This window comes from Lysinibacillus sp. UBA5994, assembly GCF_002429725.1.
Taxonomy (GTDB): domain Bacteria; phylum Bacillota; class Bacilli; order Bacillales_A; family Planococcaceae; genus Lysinibacillus; species Lysinibacillus capsici.
Genome location: NZ_DJAU01000018.1, coordinates 1 through 5,170, shown reverse-complemented (window position 1 = coordinate 5,170; position 5,170 = coordinate 1). Strand labels below are relative to the sequence as shown.

At 37.5% G+C, this 5,170-nt stretch carries 6 protein-coding genes; 4 read left to right on the top strand and 2 right to left on the bottom strand.

Features of this window, described 5'->3' with window-relative positions:
• Positions 1-60: 60 nt before the first annotated feature.
• Positions 61-1,347: a glutamate-1-semialdehyde 2,1-aminomutase gene (locus B3D98_RS05470; RefSeq protein ID WP_259420330.1), complete on the bottom strand. Its 1,287-nt coding sequence runs from the start codon at positions 1,345-1,347 to the stop codon at positions 61-63.
• 129 nt (positions 1,348-1,476) lie between these two features.
• Between B3D98_RS05470 and bcp the strand changes: the two genes are divergently transcribed.
• The 3 genes from bcp to perR all read left to right on the top strand — a co-directional run bounded on the left by bcp (position 1,477) and on the right by perR (position 3,459).
• Entirely contained in the window at positions 1,477-1,953 is a 477-nt protein-coding gene (gene bcp / locus B3D98_RS05465) for a thioredoxin-dependent thiol peroxidase (protein WP_048394742.1), read from the top strand.
• Complete coding sequence (locus B3D98_RS05460; protein WP_048394740.1) at positions 1,950-2,894, top strand: D-2-hydroxyacid dehydrogenase; 945 nt, start codon at positions 1,950-1,952, stop codon at positions 2,892-2,894. Before bcp ends, B3D98_RS05460 begins: the two co-directional genes overlap by 4 nt.
• Positions 2,895-3,015: 121 nt before the next feature.
• On the top strand, positions 3,016-3,459 hold the full coding sequence (gene perR / locus B3D98_RS05455) for a peroxide-responsive transcriptional repressor PerR (protein ID WP_004230508.1): 444 nt from the start codon (positions 3,016-3,018) through the stop codon (positions 3,457-3,459).
• 22 nt (positions 3,460-3,481) lie between these two features.
• Here perR and B3D98_RS05450 read toward each other — a convergent pair whose 3' ends face one another.
• Positions 3,482-3,832, bottom strand: coding sequence for a YgzB family protein (locus B3D98_RS05450; RefSeq protein ID WP_048394737.1), 351 nt, complete (start codon positions 3,830-3,832; stop codon positions 3,482-3,484).
• A gap of 149 nt (positions 3,833-3,981) precedes the next feature.
• Between B3D98_RS05450 and B3D98_RS05445 the strand changes: the two genes are divergently transcribed.
• Positions 3,982-4,869 carry a nucleotidyltransferase-like protein gene (locus B3D98_RS05445; protein WP_016994017.1) on the top strand — a complete coding sequence of 296 codons (888 nt, stop codon included), beginning with the start codon at positions 3,982-3,984 and terminating at the stop codon, positions 4,867-4,869.
• Positions 4,870-5,170 lie beyond the last annotated feature (301 nt).

Genomic DNA, 5,170 nt, shown 5'->3' with positions numbered 1-5,170 from the left:
TTGAGTTTGTCTACAGTCTGAGGCGACTTCTACTTGCAAGTCGCCTTTTTCTTGTCAAGATTATAATTGAGAAAACGCAATATCTACTGCTTCAATTGTTTCCTGAATATCTGCTTCTGTATGCTCAGTTGTTAAGAACCATGCTTCATATTTAGAAGGAGCTAGATTAATACCTTGCTCAAGCATGTGTTTAAAGAAGCGTCCAAATATTTCACCATCAGAGCTTTCAGCTTGCTCATAGTTTTCTACCTTCACATCTGTAAAGTAAATAGTAAGCGCTCCTTTAAGACGATTTAACGTGATGGTTACGCCATGTTTTTTAGCAGCAGCTAAAACACCTTCTTCTAAAATTGCGCCTAATCTATCCATTTCCTCGTATATACCTGGTGTTTGTAGAACTTCTAGGCAAGCAATACCAGCTTGCATAGATGCAGGATTTCCAGCCATCGTACCCGCTTGGTATGCTGGGCCGAGGGGTGCCACAGTATCCATAATCTCTTTACGTCCGCCATAAGCACCGATTGGTAAACCACCACCAATAACTTTACCAAGTGCAGTTAGATCAGGTGTTAGGCCAAGTAAATTTTGAGCGCCACCATAGTGGAAGCGGAAGGCCGTGATGACCTCATCATAAATCGTTAGGGCCCCTTTTTCCTTTGCTGTAGCATGTACTAATTCAAGAAAGCCTGGCTTTGGTTCAACGATACCGAAGTTTCCTACTATTGGCTCGATTAAAATAGCTGCAATCTCCTCGCCCCATTTATCCATGGCTTCTGTAAAGGCTTCAGGGTTATTAAAAGGTACAGTAATAACTTCTTCAGCAGTCGAAGTTGTCACGCCCGCTGAATCTGGTGTTCCTAATGTTGCTGGACCTGATCCGGCAGCCACTAATACTAAATCAAAGTGCCCGTGGTAGCAACCAGCAAATTTCATGATTTTTGTACGTCCTGTATAGGCACGTGCCACACGAATCGTTGTCATAACAGCTTCTGTACCAGAGTTGTTAAAACGTACTTTATCCATCGACGGAATGGCTTCCTTTAACATTTTTGCGAAAGTAACTTCATACTCAGTCGGCGTCCCAAACAATGTACCATTTTCAGCTGCGTGCGTAATGGCCTTTGCAATATGAGGATGACCATGACCAGTAACGATTGGACCATATGCTGCTAGATAGTCGATATAACGATTGCCATCTACATCCCAAAAATAAGCGCCTTTTCCTCGCGCCATGGCTACAGGAGAACCGCCACCTACTGCTTTATATGAACGAGAAGGGCTGTTTACACCACCAACAATATGCTGTAATGCCTCTTCATGTATTGCTTCAGATTTTGCATGATTCATAGAATTGCCTCCTAACTTTTTATACGTAATCTATTGTAGACCTATCGGTGTAAGAAATCCAAAGAAATTAAGAGATATGACTTGATTTGTTACTTAGAGTAAAATAGGACCTACAGAGGAGGAGATTGTATGACATTACTAGAAGGACAAAAAGCGCCGGATTTTTCTCTATTGAACGAAAAGGGCGAGATGGTGCATTTAGCTGATTTTAAAGGAAAAAATGTTATTTTATACTTTTACCCAAAGGATATGACACCAGGCTGCACGACGGAGGCATGTGATTTTCGCGATAAGTTTGAGGACTTCAGTCATTTAAATGCTGTTGTTCTGGGTGTTAGCCCAGATAACGCAAGCAAGCATACAAAATTTATTGATAAGCATGGTTTGCCATTTTCATTATTAGTGGATGAGGACCATGCTATTGCTGAAGCTTATGATGTATGGGTTTTAAAGAAAATGTATGGACGTGAATATATGGGCATAGAGCGTTCAACGTTTTTAATTGATGCTGAGGGGAAGCTTGTAAAAGCTTGGCGCAAAGTTCGAGTGAAAAATCATATTGAAGAAGTATATGCTTATTTAGCAGAACAGGAGGCAAAACAATGAGAATCTATTTTACATTTGAACCTAGACCAGATTTACGAGAACCATTAGTAGCAGAATTTCCACAGCTTGAATTTATCTTTGAAAAGAGCATATCAAATGAAGAGCTTCAACAAGCGGATGTATTAGTTACATATGGTGAAGATTTAACAGAAGAGAGTATTCAATCTGCTACAAAGCTAAAATGGATTTTTGTTGCATCGGCAGGTATAGAAAAAATGCCAGCTCAGGCTATTATTGAACGCAGGATTCTAGTTTCAAATGTTCGTGGCATTCATAAAACGCCTATGGCTGAATCGATTCTTGCTCATATTTTAGCCATTAAACGAGCTTTGCCTTGGATGTATGAGCAGCAAAAGAAAAATGAATGGTCGAAAAAAACACAACAAACGGAATTACGAGATAGTACGGCACTTATTTTGGGGCCAGGTGCCATTGGTTCGGAAGTTGGGCGTTTATTGCAAGCTTTTGGTGTTACAACAATTGGCTGTAACCGCTCTGGTAAAGAAGCGGCCTATATGAATACGATGATTAGTTTTACCAATTTGAAAGAAGCACTACCTCTTGCAGATATCGTTATTTCTGTATTACCAAAAACAACAGAAACGACCCATTTATTAAAAGAAGAGCATTTTGTTGCGATGAAAAACAATGCGATCTTCATGAATTTTGGTCGAGGTAATTTAGTTGATGAAAACGTACTCATTCAAGCGATTGAAAGAAAGCAAATAGGACACGCAGTTTTAGATGTATTTGAAGAGGAGCCTCTGACATCCGACAATCCATTATGGACATTACCAAATGTTATAGTATCACCTCATGTATCCAGTCATTCTTCTCGTTATGTTGAGCGTAGCTTAGAAATTTTCAAGCCAAGCCTAACAAAATGGCTAAAGGGTGACACGGATTTAGAAAATGTTATGGATTTATCAAGAGGATATTAAGGAAAAAACCATTGATTTATTGAGGATAAGCAATGTGTGATTGTTGACGAAGTAGTACGAATTGGATACACTATTTATAACAATTATAAATTAATAATACTTATGGAAGAGGTGCATGACGATGTCTGCAACGCATTTACAAGATGCACTGGACACGTTGAAAACAACTGGTGTACGTATTACTCCTCAGCGTCATGCTATTTTGGAATATCTAATTCAATCAATGGCACATCCTACTGCCGATGAAATTTATAAAGCTCTTGAGGGTAAGTTCCCTAATATGAGTGTAGCGACTGTTTATAACAACCTGCGTGTATTTCGTGAAGTAGGTCTTGTGAAAGAGCTAACTTACGGGGATGCTTCAAGTCGCTTTGATTTCGTGACAAATGATCATTACCATATGATTTGTGAATGCTGTGGTAAGATCGTCGATTTCCATTATCCTGGACTCGACGAAATAGAGCATTTTGCATCACAGGTAACAGGCTTTGATGTGCATTCGCATCGCTTAGAGATATACGGCACTTGTCCATCATGTAAAGTTGCTACTGCTAAAGTACAATAAAAATCCTAGCTCTTAAAAAGGGCTAGGATTTTTTTGTTTTATTATAGGATTGATCGAACTCTTTACCTTCTAGAGTAGGATCAAGTGTTAATGGCTCATTGCAGTACATGCACATATCTACTCGGCCTAAAACCTTTGTATGTTTATGGCAATTAGGACACTCTACTTGAATAGCTCTTGTTGACAGTAATCCGATCCACGCATATACAACTGTGCTACCGATAATACAAAGAACACCTAGTGACATGAAAATTAAAACTAATATCGGGCTGTTTTTAAAGAAAATGCCTCCGTACATGACAATAAAACCAAAAAAGATTAGTGCTAATGCGAATGAACGAATTTTATTAATTTTACTTTTATAAGGTTTCATATTTCATCTTGCCTCCCAATCTAAAATCTACTATAACATATAAGGGCAAAGTATTTTAGCTTTGAACTGAATGAAAGAAGGAATACTTTTAGAGTATGTCGAATTTTTAACGGAACAAAACAACCTATATGAATAAAGGAGGGCTGAACATGGAGCAAGTACTGCGTCCGATATATCAAGAACGTGCGAGTCAGTCGAATACATTAGGCGTAATTTTAGTGGAAAAGCGTGAAGAACAAAGTAACGTTACAGATACATTTGATACGGTTTTACTCATTATCGTAAAAGAAGCAGAGCAACCAGTCTTTTCAAAACATTACTTATATGAAGGAAATAAAATCGCTCTACATACTGTTACGGAGAAATTAATTCGAAAATGGTTACTCATCGGTTCAAATAGAAAGGTTGTTGATTGGATATTCTTCGGTAGAGTATTATTTGATCGGAATGAATTTCTGCATAAACTAAAAATAGAATTGCAGGAATTTCCGTATAGTGGTCGTAAAATTAAAACAGGTATTCAATTTTCAAAGTTAATTCGTCGCTATTTGGAGGGGAAAGAATACTTTGATAAAGGAAGTTACTTAGATGCTTATAATCATGTTGTGGATTCGCTACATCATCTAGGCCGCCTATCTATTATCGATAGTGGCCTGTATCCTGAAGTAACTGTTTGGGCACAGGTGAAAAAAATCGAGCCAGCCATCTATAAGCTGTATGAAGAGCTAGTGACAAGTAATGAGCCAATAGAAAAGCGCTTAGAATTATTGTTTTTAGCAAGTGAGTTTTTAATCCACTCTCGTACACGAGATGGGGCACAGCATATATTAGAAGTCATGCAAACAAAAGAAATGTGGACTATTCAGGAATTACATGATCATCATGAACTTGTTAACTACTCAGTGGATTTAGAAGTGTTTGTTGAGTATCTAGTGGATAAAGGCTATATTCAAATTGAACCCATTGCAGCGAAAAATGATAGGATATTTCACCGTCATTACAAGGTAAATAAAGATGCTCTAGAAATGGGGCAATGACTGTAGTATGCTTGTAATCGAGGTATCTAAAAAATACCTCGATATTTTTTTAGAAAAGTAGTTGACGAATAATATCTTAGTATTGTATTATATTAATTGTCGCTAAGACATAAACGAATAACTCAGAAAAACACAAACAACTTTTTTAAAAAAGTTGTTGACATGTTTTGAATGAGATGTTAATATAAAGAAGTCGCTGAAAAACGACTTAAATAATGAACCTTGAAAACTGAACAAGCAAAACGTAATCAATAAACTTTTCAGTAGCTAGTTTAGCTAGTGAACAAAACAAAATTTTGGT